Origin of the sequence: Hymenobacter sp. UV11, assembly GCF_004684095.1 — a bacterium.
GTDB lineage: Bacteria > Bacteroidota > Bacteroidia > Cytophagales > Hymenobacteraceae > Hymenobacter.
Genome location: NZ_SRII01000007.1, coordinates 103,510 through 117,890 on the forward strand (window position 1 = coordinate 103,510; position 14,381 = coordinate 117,890).

At 62.3% G+C, this 14,381-nt stretch carries 12 protein-coding genes; 9 read left to right on the forward strand and 3 right to left on the reverse strand.

Annotated features, from left to right (window positions below; genetic code table 11):
• Window positions 1-73 precede the first annotated feature (73 nt).
• Window positions 74-2,113, reverse strand: a complete 2,040-nt coding sequence (locus E4631_RS14535) for a putative porin (protein ID WP_133656564.1) — start codon at window positions 2,111-2,113, stop codon at window positions 74-76.
• A 48-nt stretch (window positions 2,114-2,161) separates the two neighbouring features.
• Window positions 2,162-3,280, reverse strand: a complete 1,119-nt coding sequence (lpxK, locus tag E4631_RS14540) for a tetraacyldisaccharide 4'-kinase (protein WP_166647999.1) — start codon at window positions 3,278-3,280, stop codon at window positions 2,162-2,164.
• Window positions 3,281-3,371: 91 nt separating this feature from the next.
• Here lpxK and E4631_RS14545 point away from each other — a divergent pair, with 91 nt between their 5' ends.
• The 5 genes from E4631_RS14545 to E4631_RS14565 all read left to right on the forward strand — a co-directional run bounded on the left by E4631_RS14545 (window position 3,372) and on the right by E4631_RS14565 (window position 8,994).
• Window positions 3,372-4,058, forward strand: a complete 687-nt coding sequence (locus E4631_RS14545; RefSeq protein ID WP_166647998.1) for a uracil-DNA glycosylase family protein — start codon at window positions 3,372-3,374, stop codon at window positions 4,056-4,058.
• A gap of 129 nt (window positions 4,059-4,187) precedes the next feature.
• A complete protein-coding gene (locus E4631_RS14550; RefSeq protein WP_133656561.1) occupies window positions 4,188-5,309 on the forward strand; it encodes a Nif3-like dinuclear metal center hexameric protein in 1,122 nt (373 codons plus the stop codon).
• Window positions 5,299-6,069, forward strand: a complete 771-nt coding sequence (locus E4631_RS14555; RefSeq protein ID WP_133656560.1) for a zinc ribbon domain-containing protein — start codon at window positions 5,299-5,301, stop codon at window positions 6,067-6,069. Before E4631_RS14550 ends, E4631_RS14555 begins: the two co-directional genes overlap by 11 nt.
• Before the next feature lie 68 nt (window positions 6,070-6,137).
• A complete protein-coding gene (locus E4631_RS14560) occupies window positions 6,138-7,685 on the forward strand; it encodes a tetratricopeptide repeat protein (protein WP_133656559.1) in 1,548 nt (515 codons plus the stop codon).
• A gap of 10 nt (window positions 7,686-7,695) precedes the next feature.
• Window positions 7,696-8,994 (forward strand): anthranilate synthase component I family protein, encoded by a 1,299-nt coding sequence (locus tag E4631_RS14565; protein WP_133656558.1) that lies wholly within the window; start codon window positions 7,696-7,698, stop codon window positions 8,992-8,994.
• 59 nt (window positions 8,995-9,053) lie between these two features.
• On the opposite strand, the gene E4631_RS14570 is transcribed toward E4631_RS14565, so the two are convergent.
• Complete coding sequence (locus E4631_RS14570; RefSeq protein ID WP_133656557.1) at window positions 9,054-9,974, reverse strand: flavin reductase family protein; 921 nt, start codon at window positions 9,972-9,974, stop codon at window positions 9,054-9,056.
• A 265-nt stretch (window positions 9,975-10,239) separates the two neighbouring features.
• Here E4631_RS14570 and E4631_RS14575 point away from each other — a divergent pair, with 265 nt between their 5' ends.
• The 4 genes from E4631_RS14575 (at window position 10,240) to E4631_RS14590 (ending at window position 14,275) form a co-directional block, all read left to right on the forward strand.
• Window positions 10,240-10,659 (forward strand): transposase, encoded by a 420-nt coding sequence (locus E4631_RS14575; RefSeq protein ID WP_133656556.1) that lies wholly within the window; start codon window positions 10,240-10,242, stop codon window positions 10,657-10,659.
• Window positions 10,660-10,801: 142 nt separating this feature from the next.
• On the forward strand, window positions 10,802-12,370 hold the full coding sequence (locus tag E4631_RS14580; protein WP_166647997.1) for a hypothetical protein: 1,569 nt from the start codon (window positions 10,802-10,804) through the stop codon (window positions 12,368-12,370).
• Window positions 12,371-12,474: 104 nt separating this feature from the next.
• Window positions 12,475-13,962, forward strand: a complete 1,488-nt coding sequence (locus E4631_RS14585; RefSeq protein WP_133656554.1) for an MFS transporter — start codon at window positions 12,475-12,477, stop codon at window positions 13,960-13,962.
• Window positions 13,963-14,050: 88 nt separating this feature from the next.
• Window positions 14,051-14,275 (forward strand): hypothetical protein, encoded by a 225-nt coding sequence (locus E4631_RS14590; protein ID WP_166647996.1) that lies wholly within the window; start codon window positions 14,051-14,053, stop codon window positions 14,273-14,275.
• Window positions 14,276-14,381 lie beyond the last annotated feature (106 nt).

The window sequence follows — 14,381 nt, forward strand, 5'->3', positions numbered from 1 at the left end:
GCAAACTCAGGTAGCATGCGCCGCCCGCGGCCGTTCGAATCTGCGAAATCCGCGCCATCCGCTACATCTGCGATTAACTGAAAAAGCGCCACCGCACGCCAAACAGGAAGCGGCGCGGGTAGCCCGTGTAATAGGGCGTCACAAAATAGCCATCGCTGACGAGGCTCTGGTTGACGTAGGCGACCTTCACAAAAATCGATGCCGAGCTGATATCGGCCGCCACGAAAACGTTGGCCACCGCGAAGTTTTGCATCGTGAAGCTATTCTGCACGTAGAACTGCTGGGTGCTCGGCGCGTAGCCATAGCCCTGAAAGCGAGATTGATAATATAGCTCGGCGCCCACCTGCGCAAACAGCGCGTGCCCAAACACCCGCCGCTGGTAATACGCCCGCGACTCGGTGACGAGCGACGGCACGCGCAGGCCGGGGTTATCGGGGCCGGCACCCTGCGTATACGTGCCCTGGTTGTCGAAAAATACGCTACCCACCCGGAAGCGGTGCCGCGCAAAGCCAATGAGCAGCCGCTGGCTGCTGCCCAGCTGCTGGGGAGTGCCCGCGGGCCCGTAATACACCAGATTGTTGAGGTTAACGACCGCCGCGCTGAGCTCGATGCTGTGGTCGGCCAGCAGGGGTAGGCGCTGCTTGAGGCGCACCGTAAGCTGCTGGGTGGTAGTGTTGTTGAAGGTACTCGTCCAGTCGTCTGTGCCCTGAACTTTGCTCCATTGGTAGTGGTTGCCCACAAAAACCCGCTGGGTAATGGTGGGCGAATAGGAGTTGAGCAACAGCTCGGCCGACAGCGGGCCGGTGCGAATGCGGCCCCGCAGCCAATACTCGGCCCCAGTGCCGACGACCCGCACGCTGGTGCCATCGAGCGGCAGGTACTCGCCGGCCACCTCCACGGCGTAGATAGTGCGGTAGTTAAAGGAAGCCGTGCCGCCCACAAACAGCTGATTGAAGTGGTGCGGTGCCGCCGACGAATCTTGCGGTTCCAAACTGCTGCCTACCCGCACCAGGCGCAGCCCCGGACCCGAGCGCGCGAGCGGGGTAGTGAGGGCCGAGAAGCTGGCATGGCGGTAGCGGGCATACACATTGTACTCGATGCGGTCGGTGCGGCCAAGCAGGCCGAAGGTGTTTTCCAGCTGCCGGTAGGTAGCGCGGTCGTCGGTGGCGGTGGAGTTGCGGTACGCTCCTTGCGCCGGGCCCGTGGTAGGGTAAAAGAGTAAGCGGCCGAGCGAATCGCGGGGTAGGGCGTTGTCGGTGTAGCCATTATACTGCCGCCGGACGTCGAGGATGTGGTAGGCGGTAAAGCCTTTGTTAAGAAGCCGGTAGGACTGAAACAGGTGAAACTGGTCGCGGTCGTCGATGTTGACGCCCGGCGAGAGGTACACCCGCTCCGCGCTGTAATTGAACAGGCTAGTGACCCCTTGCAGATTACTCACCCGCTCGTTGGCAGTGGGCCAGATGCCGCCCAACTCGCGGGTGCGCTGCCGGCTGGCCGAGTAGTTGACGAGCAGGTGGTAGCGGGCGTCTTCAGTCTGGAAGCGGCTGTAGATAGTAAAGTTGTTGTGCTCGGTCTGCCACTGCGACGAGCCCACGCCTACTGTCTGGTTGCCGGCAATGCGCTCGTAATCAATGCCAATACTAAAATTCTTCTTCAGCGAGCGGCTGTAGTTGATTTCGAATACCTGCTCGCCGGCCGAGCCCTGCACGTAGCGAAAAAACGAGTAGGGCGAGCGGCTATCGTAGTACGGCACCAGGCTGCCATCCAGCGTATTGCGGTCAAAGGCGTTGCGCCCAAAGCGCGCGCCGAGCTGGTAGTTGGGCTGGTAGAGCAGCGGCCGCGAAGCCGAGCCCAGCACCCCCAAATCCTGCTGAAAGGTGGTGTCGTGGGCCCAAAACCGCGACTGTGGCCACTGCGTGAGGATAGTGTCGATGGGGGTGCCGCCCGTGGAGTCGCGCTGCACCTCGGCCTCGTAGATGATGTGGGTCGTTTTGGGGCCGTACAGCGTTTTGGTCGAGTCGTCGACAATCTGGGCGTGGCCGGCCAGCGGCCAGGCCAGCACCAGCAGCCAAAAAAACAGCCAGCGCGCGGCGGCAGAAATAGGAGAAGCCATGCAGAGAAACACGCAATTGTGGAGCAAAACCCGCCCGCAGGCACTGTGCTAAGGGGCAAAGGTACTAGCGCCTGGGCGGCCTGTGGCGGCCGCCACCGCCGCCGCTAGCCGCACCGCGCCAGTGCCCAGCAACGCTACCCGCACCGGAATCGTGTACACAGGCAATTCTGCCAGCGCGGCGGCCAGGGCCGGCGCTTGCAGGCGCGTCGCATCTTTCTCGGTAGTAAAAATAACCTGGCCCGGCTGCCAGCGCGCCCGCACCGCCGCCAGGTCGGCCGGAGTGAAGGCGTAGTGGTCGGGAAAAACGTGTTCGGCCACCAGCTGGTAGCCCTGGCCTAGCAGCTGCGCCCGCAGCGGCCTCGGCTGCGCAATGCCCGTGAGCAGCGCCATCGGGCCCGGGGCGGGGGGTAGGGCCCGCGCCGCCGCCGTGAGCGGCACCGGCGCGCCGTAGGCATAGGCTGAAAACAGCACCGACACGCCGGGCTGGGCGTAGCGCCGCACCTGGGCCGCCGCGGCGGCCTGGGCGGCGGCCGACAGGTCGGGCGGGCACTTGGTGATGATAACTACGTCGGCGCGAGCGGCCCCGGCGCGGCTTTCGCGCAGGCGGCCGGCGGGCAGCACGTAGTCCGTATAAAAAGGCCGCGCCAGCTCGGTGAGCAGAATGTTGAGGGTAGGGCGCACGCGGCGGTGCTGGTAAGCATCGTCGAGCACCACGCAGGTCAGCTCGGGGTGCTGCTGACGTAGCAGGTCGAGACCCAGCTGGCGGTTTTCGGCCACGGCTACGGGCACGTGTTGGGACCCAAATTCTTCGAAATACTGCCAGGGCTCGTCGCCCACGGTGGCGGCCGAGTCGGCGGCCGTGGCCAGGCGCGGGCCGCGGGTTTGGCGGCCGTAGCCCCGGCTCAGGATGGCCGGGCGCTGGCCCTGGCGCCGCAATTCGGCCACCAGCCAGGCTACGTGGGGCGTTTTGCCAGTGCCGCCCACCCGCAGGTTGCCTACCCCCAGCAGCGGCACCCAGCCCGGCGCCGAGCGCTTCCAGCCGCAGTCGTAGAGCCAGTTGCGCACCGCCAGCACGGCGGCGTAAAGCCAGGCAAACGGCAGCAGGAAGTAGTTGACAGGTTCCTGGCTCTTGGTTGCTGGTTGCTGGTTATCTGCTTTCATAGGCATGGCGCAAAGGTCGTTTTTTTCTGGTTTCTGGTTTGAGCGACACCTAAAAACCAGGAACTCGAAACCGGGAACCCCCAAATACCTTTGCGCCATGCCCGATTTTCCTGCCCGCCTGCTCCAGCTGCTCACTACCTTCTCCCTACCCCCCGCCCCGCTGCCGGGCGCGGTGGTGGTGCGCAACTCGTTTCACGAACCCGAGGTGCAAGCTATTCTCAGCGAGTTTGCCCAGAAATTTTACGCCGCTGCTACCTCGCGGGTAGGCATTTTCGGCATCAACCCTGGCCGCTTTGGCGGGGGCCGCACGGGCGTAGCCTTCACCGACCCGGTGGCGCTTAGCACTGAGTGCGGCATCGGCCACGAGCTGCTCAAGCAGCGCCGCGAGCTGTCGAGCGAGTTCGTGTATCACTTCATTAATGCGCTGGGTGGGCCGGCCGCGTTTTACGAGCACTTTTTCCTGAGCTCGGTGTACCCGCTGGAGCTGACGCACGCGGGTAAAAATTATAACTACTACGACGCGCCGGCCCTCACCAAAGCCCTGTGGCCCGACATGCGCCGCTCGCTCACCGAGCAGGTGCAGCAGTTGAATCTGCGCCGCGACGTGGCCGTGAGCCTGGGCCGCCGCAACGGCGAGTTCTTGCGCAAGCTCAACGACGAGCTGGGCTTATTTGAACGCCTGGAAATCCTAGACCACCCGCGCTTCCTGATGCAGTACCGCCGCAAGGTGTTGGCCGAAAACGTAGCCCGCTACGTGGAGGTGCTGGGCGGGCTGCTTCAATAAAAACCACGTTTGTCATTGCGAGCGCAGCGCGGCAATCGCACCAAAACGAAATCCACACGACTCGTTCTGGGGCGATTGCCGCGCTGCGCTCGCAATGACAACATTTCAAAAATTCAAGTCGCACGTAACATGCCTACCGTCCAAGACCTCGCCCGCGCCCTCGAAACCGCCGCGCCGCTCGCTTACCAGGAAAGCTACGATAATGCCGGGCTGCAATGCGGCCTGCCCGAAGCCGAAATCACCGGCGTGCTCATCGCTCTCGACTGTACGCCGGCCGTAGTGGCCGAGGCCGCGCGGCGCGGCTGCAACGTAGTTGTGTGCCACCACCCGGTCATCTTTCGGCCGCTCAAGCGCCTCACGGGTAAGGGCTTAGTCGAGCAGACCATCATGGCTGCCCTCAAGGCCGACGTGGCCATCTACGCCGCCCACACCAACCTCGACAACGTGCGCCACGGCGTGAATGCCAAGCTAGCCGACAAGCTGGGCCTGGTGAATACCCGCATTCTGGCGCCTCAAACCGGCACGCTGGCCCGCCTCAGTACCTACGTGCCCAAGTATATTAAAGAGTCACACGAGGATACCGTGGGTCGGGTATTGGCCGCACTCTACGCCGCCGGCGCGGGCCAGGTAGGTAACTATACCGACTGTAGCTTCCAGAGCCAAGGCACCGGCACTTTCACGCCGGGCGCGGGCACCCAGCCGGCCATCGGGGCCGAAAACCAGGCCACCGAAGTGGCCGAGGTAAAGGTGGAAGTGCTGCTACCCCTGCATCGGCAGGCGGCCGTGCTGGCTGCCCTGCGCCAGGCACACCCTTACGAAGAAGTTGCTTATGAGCTGATTAAGCTCGAAAATCAACACCAGGACGTGGGCGCGGGCATGGTGGGCGAGCTGCCTACGGCCCTACCCCCCGCCGAGTTCCGCAAGCGTCTGAAAGAGGTGCTGGGCGTGCCGGTGGTGCGCCACACGGCGTTTGAGAAAGACATCAAAAGGGTGGCGCTGTGCGGCGGCGCGGGTAGCTTCCTGACCGGCGCGGCGGTGGCGGCCGGGGCCGATGCCTACGTGACGGGCGACGTGAAATACCACGAGTTTTTTGCGCCCGAGGGCCAGCTGCTGCTCTGCGATGTGGGCCACTTTGAGAGCGAGCAGTTTACGAACGAGATTTTCCGCGATTTGCTGCTGGCGGCGTTCGGTCGTACTTTTGCGGTCTTATTCGCCGATACCCCCACGAATCCCGTTCAGTATGACTGCTAATTCCGCCGCCGTGGCAAATCCGGCCGACGCGCCCGTTTCTGCCAAGCTCGAAGCGTTACTCAACCTGCAACGCATTGATTCACAACTTGATGAAATTCGCCGCGTACGCGGTGACCTGCCCGAAGAAGTTCGCGACCTTGAAGACGAAATTGCTGGCTACGAAGCCCGCGTAAAGCGCTTCGACGACGAAATCAGCGGCTTGCAAGACCAAATCAAGCAGCGTAAAGCCGCTACCAAGGAGGCCGAAGGCCTCATCAAGCGCTACGAAGAGCAGCAAACCAACGTTCGCAATAACCGTGAGTACGAGGCAATTGCGAAAGAAGTAGAGCTGCAGCGCCTCGAAATTCAGATTTCGGACAAGAAAATAAAGGAGGCTCAGTACCTCATCGACCAGCGCAACACCGAGGCCAACGTGACCCGCCTGCGCCTTGATGAGCGCCGCAAGGACCTCGACACCAAGAAGAGCGAGCTCGACACCATCGTGGCCGAGAACGAAGCCGAAGAAAAGCAGCTCGTGAGCGAGCGCGTTGGGGCCGTGGCGCCCATCGAAGCCCGCCTGGTTACGGCATACGACCGCATTCGCGGCAACATGCGCAACCGCCTGGCGGTGGTGCTGGTGCGCCGCGACGCCTGCGGTGGCTGCTTCAACACGGTGCCTCCGCAGCGCCAGGCCGACATTATCTCGCACAAGAAAATTATCGTGTGCGAACACTGCGGCCGCATTTTGGCCGACGTGGAAGGCAAGCCAGTGGTTGCCTAAGCGGACATTATTTTTCCAGGAAAAAGGAACGGCCGCGGTCGTTCCTTTTTTTTATAGCTCCTGATTTCGTGCTGGAAGTTACCGCAGAGGTGCGCAGAAGAATTCGTCGAGGTACGCTGAGCGCGGTAGTGTGCGCGCTCAGCCTGGGCGCGCCGGGTGGGGGTAGGGCCCAGCCGCCGCAGGAAACGGTGGCCCCAACGACGAGCCTGACAGCCGAAACGCTGTCGCCCGGCGCCCGGCACGCCTACGCCGAGCTGCTGAAGCTGAAAGTAACTACCTGCCGCCAGCTGCTGGCGCCCGAGCCGGCCGGCGCGCCCGGCACGCTGCTGGTGGCCGACTGCGCCGATTTTGTGGAGCTGCTTATCAGCCAGGATGCCAGCCGCTTTGCCGCTGCTGTGGCCGCCCAGGATGCGCGCCTGGACGCCCTGGAGCGAGTGCCCGCCGGCCCGCTGCGCGACTATGCGCTGGTCGAAATCCGGCTGCACCAGGCGTTGGCCCAGCTGGTATTTCACCACGAGGTGCGCGCTGCCTGGAACCTGCGCCAGGCGGCCCTGCTGGTGCAGGTGGCGGCCCGGCGCTACCCTGCCTTTTTGCCGGTGAGCATGACGCTGGGCCTGTGCCAGTTCGGCATTGGCTCGCTGCCCGAGGGCTACCACTGGTTTTTGCGGCTGCTGGGCCTGAGCGGCAGCGTGGAAGCCGGCTTGCAGAACCTAAGCCGGGCGGCCGCGCAGCCCCACGACTTTCAGCCCGAGAGCCAGATTTTGCTGGCCCTTATCCGCGAAGCGTACTATAAGAAAGGGGATGAAAGCCTGGCGCTGACCAGCCGGCTGGCCAGCGAGCAGCCCGATAATCTGCTATTCAGCTACTTGGTTATCAGTCTTAATAAGCGCCAGCACCACGGCGAGGAGGCGCTGGCCGCCTATCGCGCGCGGCCTACTGGCCCGGCCTACCTGCCGCTCGCCTACCTGCACCACATGGTGGCTGACCTGCTGCTGTATCGGGGCGACTATGCCGGCTCGACGGCCGAAAACCAGCAGTTTTTGCGCGACTACCGGGGCGAGTATTACCGCAAGGATGCCGCCTTTAAGCTCTACCTGGCCGCGTGGCTGGGCGGCGTACCGGCCGCCACCGCCGAGCGCTACCGCCAGCAAATCAACCTGGCCGGCCCACTCACCATTGAGGAAGATGCGTATGCCCAGCGGTTTTACCACGATGCGCAGCTGCTCAACCCCACCCTCACCCGCGCTCGCCTGCTCACCGATGGCGGCTATTATATCCAGGCGCTCGGGGTGTTGCAGCAGTTTCGGCTGGCGGCTGCTACCCCCGCCCGCGACCGCCTGGAGGCGCCCTACCGCCGGGCCCGCGTGTGGCAGGGCCTAGGCCGCCTCGACTCGGCCCGCGCCGACTACCAGCGCACGCTGCGCCGCTCGGCCGCGTTGGGCGAGCCGGCCTATTACTTCGCGCCGCAGGCGGCTTTGCAGCTGGGCTACCTGGCGCTGGCGGCGGGCCAGCGCCAGGTAGCCAAAGGATATTTTGAGCAGGCGTTGGCCTACCCCCGGCACGAATACAAAAACAGCACCGACCAGAAAGCCAAACTGGCCCTGCGCGGGTTGTAAGGGCAATTCTATGCTAACGATTCCGCTCACCGACCTGCCCGCCGACTTTCGCGCCCGCGCCTTGCAGTGGGCCGCGCAGTTTCCGCACTGCGCGTATTATGAGCCCAATGACCTGGAGGCCACGGCCGCCGGCACCTTTACCCGGCTGCTGGCAGTGGCCACTACCACGCTCCCTACCCCCCGTACGCTGGCCGAGTTGCCCGCGTACCTCAGTGGGCTGCCTCACCAGCCGCCGCGTTGCGGCTTTGTTACGTATGATGTTAAGAATGAGATTGAAGCGCTGAGTAGCGAAAATTTCTCGGGCTTTGATTGGCCGGCGCTGCATTTTTTTCTGCCCGAAACCTGCCTGTACTGGCAGGGTAATACGGCGCTGGTAATTCAGGGCGCGGTGACTGATGTGCTGGCTGCTATTCTGGCCACGACCGTACCGGCCGCCCTACCCCCCGCCGTGCCACCGTTGCGCGCCCGAATGCCCCGCACCGAGTATCTGCAAGCCGTGGAGAGCGTGCGCGAAGACATTCTCAACGGGGAAGTGTACGAGCTGAACCTCTGCCAGGAATTTTACGCCGAGGGCGTGGCACTAGACCCGGTTGCTATGTTTTGGCGGCTCAATGAAGCGTCGCCGGCGCCCTACGCGGGGTTTTTGCGCTACCACGACCACTACTTACTTTGCGCCTCGCCGGAATTGTTTTTGACGCATTATTACCCAGCTATCGTGTCGCAGCCCATCAAAGGCACGCGGCGGCGCGGCCCTACCCCCGCCGAGGATGAGCAACAGCGCCTGGCCCTGCTGCACGATGAAAAAGAGCGCGCCGAAAACCTGATGATAGTGGACCTCGTGCGTAACGACCTGGCTCGCGTGGCCGAGGTGGGCACGGTGGAAGTGCCCGAACTGTTTGGCACCTACGGCTTTAAACACGTTTGGCAATTGATTTCAACCGTAGAAGCCGAGCTGCGGGCCAACGTAAACCTGGCCGACATCCTGCGCGCCACTTTCCCGATGGGCTCGATGACGGGCGCACCCAAAATCAGGGCGATGCAGCTCATTGAGCAGTACGAAACCAGCCGGCGCGGCCTCTACAGCGGCAGCTTCGGCTTTGTGTGGCCCGCGCCCGATGGCGAGTTTGAGTTCAACGTGGTGATTCGCAGCCTGCAATACCGCGCCGATACCGGCTACCTCAGCCTGCAAGTGGGCTCGGCCATTACCTACGACTCGGTGCCCGAGCAGGAATACCAGGAGTGCCTGTTGAAAGCGCAGGGCGTGCTCGAAGCGCTGGGCACAAGCATCAGCGAGCACCCTTCAGCTTAATCGGCTATTCAGCTGAGGAAGCGCAATGGCTGGGTAGTGGTTCGACCCCCAAATGGCCACTAAGCAAGCAGCAGCACCCGCCAAGCCTCGGCCACGCGGCCTTCCTCCAGCCACTGGCGGGCCAGCAGGGCCAGCTGGTGGCGCAGGGCGGCCGGGTCGTCGGGGTGCGCGGCGAGCAGTCGCGCTACCTGCGGCTCGTGCCGGACTTCGGCCACCTGGGTGGGGGTAGGGAGAGCGGCGCGCTCGGTATTGGCGAGGCGGGCCAAATCGTTTCCCGTGAGCACGTTGCTGTGGCGAATGTGGGCTGGCAGCTCGTCGAAGCCGATGCCCAGTTGGCGGTTGGGGCGCGCCACGGTAAACAGGTTTTCGGGCCGCAGGCGGCTGTACCAGTCGCCCCCGAGCCGCGACACCGCCTCAAACTTGCGTGGGTCGATGCCCGGCTTGCCCTCCAGCAAAATATCCTCCCGAAAATGCGCCTGCACCACGCGGCACAGCACCAGGTTCCCATGACCAGGGCCGTCGCCGAGGGCAATAATTTGCTCCACCACGCACTCCAGCGCCACCGGGCACTCGGCCACGCGCGGCGGCCGCACCCGGTCCGACTTGGCCTCTGTGAGGCCGGCTTTCGTGAATTCATTAACGCCGGCCGGATACTCGGCGCTGGCCAGCGACAGCTGCTCCACCAAGGGGTAGTCGCAGATGTTGATGACGACCTCGGCTACCTCGCGCACGTTGCGCAGCGTGTCCTTTTCCGAGTTGTCGCGGCCCCGGCTGGTGGGCGAAAACACCAGCATCGGCGGGTTGGCACTCACCACGTTGAAGAAGCTGTACGGGCTCAGGTTTACCTCTCCCGCCGCCGAAATGGTGCTGGCAAAGGCAATGGGCCGCGGGGCTACCGAGCCAATCAAAAACTGGTAGAAATCGTTTGGGGGCAGGTCGGCGGGCGCAATGGTGCGGTAGGCGGGGGTAGGGGCGGGCATGGGGGGGTAGGGGAGGATAATGCCTCAAAGCTACCGCTGCCGCCCTACGCCAGCGCCACGCTGGCCGCCCCCAACAGGCGCCGCCTGGGCCTCGCTGCGGAGGCGCTCCTGGCCACGCTATGGGCCGGCTGAGCGTAGGCAATGAAGGAAAGATTTGCCTAACAGAATGATTAACAAGGGATGGGCGATTGACGAAAATAGGGTTTCTTGCTAAATCAGTATACATTTGCTGATTACCTATCGTTTTACCTCAGTCTGCCGCGCCATGAATGCCCCCATCTGCCCCAAATGCGATTCCAAGGAAGCAACCAAGAGCGGTGTAATCAATGAGCGTCAGCGCTTTCGCTGCAAGGGCTGCGGCTACCACTACACGGTGGCCAAGGTGGGCCGTGAGGTGAACCCCTACTACGTGGTGAAGGCGTTGCAGCTGTATATCGAAGGAGTGAGCTACCGCGAAATTGAGCGATTGCTGGGCGTGAGCCACGTGAGTGTGATGAACTGGGTAAAGAAATACGGCGTGAAAGCACCCCGCCAAACCGACTATCATCCGACGTATAAAATCCTCAATCAGAAAGAGCTGGCGGAGTTCTTTCAGAAGCCCGAAAACCTGAAGAGCGCCGGCCTGGTCGTGACGGAGCTAGGCGATAAGTACATGATGATACGCTGGGAGCGGTTTCGGCAGTAGCTGAGCTATAGCACTTAGCAAAACGATAGCGAGGCGATAGCAGGGGTAGTAATAGGGTTGCTATTTGGCAGCACTAAACCTCAGGGCCAAAACGCAGGCCCGGGTTACTACTACGCTTTCCTACCCACTCACTTATTAGTGCATGAAATCTACCCGCTACGCACTCGCGCTAAGTAGCTTGCTGCTTGCTGGAGCCGCCACTGCCCAAGTGGCGCCACCTGCGCCCAGCGCTGCCTCGCCGGCCCCTGCTCCGCTGGCCCCGCCCCCCCCGGCGCCCGCCCCCGCCAAGTCGGTGCCCTACGGGGCCGGCATGAAGTTCAACCTCTCGCCCGATGGCCAGAAGTACGTGCGCTTGATGGCCTGGACCCAGGTGTACGTGCGCTACAATGAGAACAACACCGGCACCCTGCGCGGCCCCAGCGAGCCCAAAAGCAGCCAGCTCGACTTCGGTATCCGGCGCTCGCGCATGATATTGCTGGCCCAGCTCAGCCCCCGCTTCCTGGTTTATACGCACCTGGGTATCAACAACCAGAACGCCGTGAGCGGCGGCGTGTCCCCCACTGTTGATGGCAAGAAGCCGCAGTTTTTCATTCACGAAGCTGTAACGGAGTTCAAGGTCAACAAGTACCTCAGCCTGGGGGCAGGCTTGCACTACTACAACGGTATTTCGCGCATGACCAACGCCAGCACCACGAGCATCATGACGATGGACGTGCCGCTGACCAACTTCCCGACCATTGATGCCATCGACCAGTTTGCGCGCTGGATTGGGGTGTATGCCAAGGGCCGCGTCGGTAAGTTCGACTACCGGCTTTCGATGAGCGACCCCTTCCTGACCAACCTGCCCAACAACCCGCTCTACGTGGCGGGGGCGCAGGCCGGCAACCCGCTGGCGCTGGGTTTCACCACTACCAACGCTACCACGGGCGTTATTACCAACACGGGCACCAACGTAGCCAACTATAGCCCGCAAAACGACGGGCACGTGTACCAGGGCTATTTCAGCTACAACTTCTTCGAGCCCGAAGCCAACCTGCTGCCCTACACGCAAGGCACCTACCTAGGCACCAAAAAAGTGCTGAGTATCGGAACGGGCTTTATGTACAACCAGAACGGCATGTTCTCGCGGTCAGCCAGCAACTCCGTGACGCTGAACAACTACACATCCACTACGGACTTGTTTAACACCGTGCCTACCACTAAGCACGACATTAAGCTCTTCGGGGTCGATGCCTTCTTCGATACGCCGCTCGACACGGCCCGCCGCACGGCCGTTACCTTTTACGGAGCCTACTGGAACTACAACTTCGGCCCCAACTACGTGCGCTTTGTGGGGGCCGAAAACCCTGGCTACGGCGCCAGCGCCTACCGGGGCAATGCCTTGCCGCAGTCGGGCACGGGCGGCTCGGTATATGGGCAGCTGGGCTTTTTGATGGGTAAGAAAACGCTGGGTAGCAAAGTGCGCCTGCAGCCCTACGTGGCCTACCTGCATAGCAACTACGAGGGCCTGCGCAATGCGGCCGGCGACGTGCAGGGGGTGAACGTGTACGACGCGGGCCTCAACTTCCTCATCGATGGCCACAACGCCAAGGTGACGCTCAACTACCGCGAGCGCCCCGACTTCAACATGACCACCGTGGGTGGCGTGGGCACGGCCGGCGAGGTGGTGCACCGCCCCGAAATCACGCTGCAAACCCAGATATTTTTGTAGCAGCTTACTGCTTGTCTGACAAGTATATACCCTTTGTTTAGGGCTCGGTGCTGCGCGCCGGGTCTTGGGCGCCACCTTCACTATATTTCCCACCCAACACGCACATGGAACAAAGCCTGAACCCCACGGCGGCGGCCGCTTTTCGCGCCAACCCCGACGCGCCGGCGGAGCACGACAACAACCAAGTCGATTCAAAAACCATCTGGCAGGTAATTACGGCCTCTTCCGTAGGCACTGTTATCGAGTGGTACGACTTCTACATCTTTGGCTCGCTGGCGGCCATTATCGGGCCGGTGCTGTTTGGGCACGCGGGCAAGATTGAGGATACGCTGCTGGGCGCGCTGGCCGTGTTTGGGGCCGGCTTTGTGGTGCGGCCGTTCGGGGCTATGTTCTTTGGCCGGCTCGGTGATATGATTGGCCGCAAGTACACCTTCCTGGTTACGCTGCTGATTATGGGCGGGGCTACGTTCGTGACGGGCCTCATTCCGAGCTACGACTCCATTGGCGTTGCGGCGCCCATTATTGTGGTGCTGTTGCGCCTGTTGCAGGGCCTGGCGCTGGGCGGCGAGTACGGCGGCGCCGCCACCTACGTGGCCGAATACGCCCCCGACAAAAAGCGTGGCTACTACACCAGCTTTATCCAGATTACGGCCACGGGTGGTCTTATTCTCAGTATTTTGATAATTGTAATAACCCGCAAAACGATGGGCGAAGCCGCCTTCAAGGAGTGGGGCTGGCGCATTCCGTTCCTGCTCTCAGGTTTCCTGGTTATTGCCTCCTACTACATCCGCAAGAAGCTGCACGAGTCGCCGCTGTTTGCCAAGGCCAAGGCTACCGGCACCACCAGCAAGAGCCCGCTGCGCGATTCATTTGCGAACCCCGTCAATCGCCGGCTGGTGCTCATCGCGCTATTTGGCGTGACGATGGGCCAGGGCGTAATTTTCTACACCTCGCAGTTTCACGCGTATTCGTTCATGAATAATACGCTGAAGCTCGACATCATCGACTCCAGCACCATTCTGGTGGTAGCCATGGTGCTCGCTACCCCCCTGTTTGTGTACTTTGGCTCGCTATCGGACCGCATCGGGCGTAAGCGCATTATCATGACGGGTATGATTTGCGGGGCGCTGTTCACCATTCCGCTCTTCTACGGCATCAAGGCCTACGCCGGGCCGCTCACCGAAATCACCCCTGCCACCGTGGATGCCGCCGGCAAAGCCATACCGGCCGTGATGAAGGCCCTGGCCCCCAACGTGTTCATGATGACGGTGCTCACCTTTATCCTGGTGCTGTTCGTGACGATGGTGTACGGCCCCATTGCCGCCTACCTCGTCGAGCTGTTCCCGACCAGCGTGCGCTACACTTCACTTTCGGTGCCGTATCACATTGGCAATGGCGTATTTGGAGGCTTTGTGCCGCTCATTGCTACCTCCATCGGCGTGTGGGCCGCCGCGCAGCCGGCCGGCACCTTTGCCAAGGAGCATAGCAGCTTGCTGGGCCTGGTGTACCCGGTCGTTATCGCGCTTATCTGCTTCTTCGTGGGCATGGCCCTGATGAAGGACACGCGCAACGTGAAGTTGATGGATAGCTAATACTTGCCTGGCTTTTATCTAAAAACCCGTCAGGCAGCCTGCCCGGCGGGTTTTTTAAGTTGATGCGCCATCCTATTCCTGCATTCTCATGCCATCTTCCCAATCCACACCGGCCGAGCGGGCGGCCCAGGTGCCGCAGCGCGGCCCGCGGCTACTGTTCGTGGCGACCGTTTTTACGTTGCTGCTCACCTACCCCCTGCTCGGCGCCTTCGACCGCCCCGTGCGGGTAGGGGGCGTGCCGCTGGTGTACCTCTACGTGCTGCTGGCCTGGGGCGTACTCATTGGCCTCACGGGCTGGCTGGCGCGGCGGTGAGGGCAGTGAGTGAGCAAATGAGTAAGTGAGTACCTCGCGTACATCGCGTACCCACTTTACTGTTTGCGTACTATTCACTTACTCATCTGCTCACTTACTCATTTGC